The organism is Bradyrhizobium ferriligni, assembly GCF_056837965.1.
On sequence record NZ_JBXEJO010000319.1, the window covers coordinates 1 to 428 of the forward strand.

Annotated in this window: 1 protein-coding gene; it reads right to left on the reverse strand. The window is 40.0% G+C overall.

Going from position 1 to position 428, the window contains the following annotated elements; all coding sequences use genetic code 11:
• A partial coding sequence (locus AC1VNY_RS42750; RefSeq protein ID WP_482409713.1) for a hypothetical protein occupies window positions 1–200 on the reverse strand: 200 nt, incomplete at its 3' end.
• Window positions 201–428 lie beyond the last annotated feature (228 nt).

Sequence of the window (428 nt, forward strand, 5' to 3'; positions counted from 1 at the left end):
ACACTCTTAAAGTGTCTCTGAAATGCTTCGAAATAAACACCAAGTGCTGGGAATCCTTGGCGCAAGATCGCCAAATGTGGCGCTGTAACAATACAAGAGGAACCCGCATAGCTGAGAATCATCGTGCCTTTAAGGCACAGAGAAAACGAGCTGGACGAAAAGGCAGAACACACAACACCCACATGTCTAACCTTGATCATATATGCCCCACCTGTGGTAGGGGATTGTGTTCTAGAATTGGACTATACTTTCACCCCCGCACACACCCGAGAGGTGCAGAATCACACATCTGAGGTTGTTGTCATCATCGCTTGTGATTTACGGCTATTATTATTATTATATTTGTAACAACAAAAGTCTAAAGATTCAATAGAAACATTTTTTCACTTATTAATTAGTTCTAAAAATCTTTACTGGATAAAAAATAA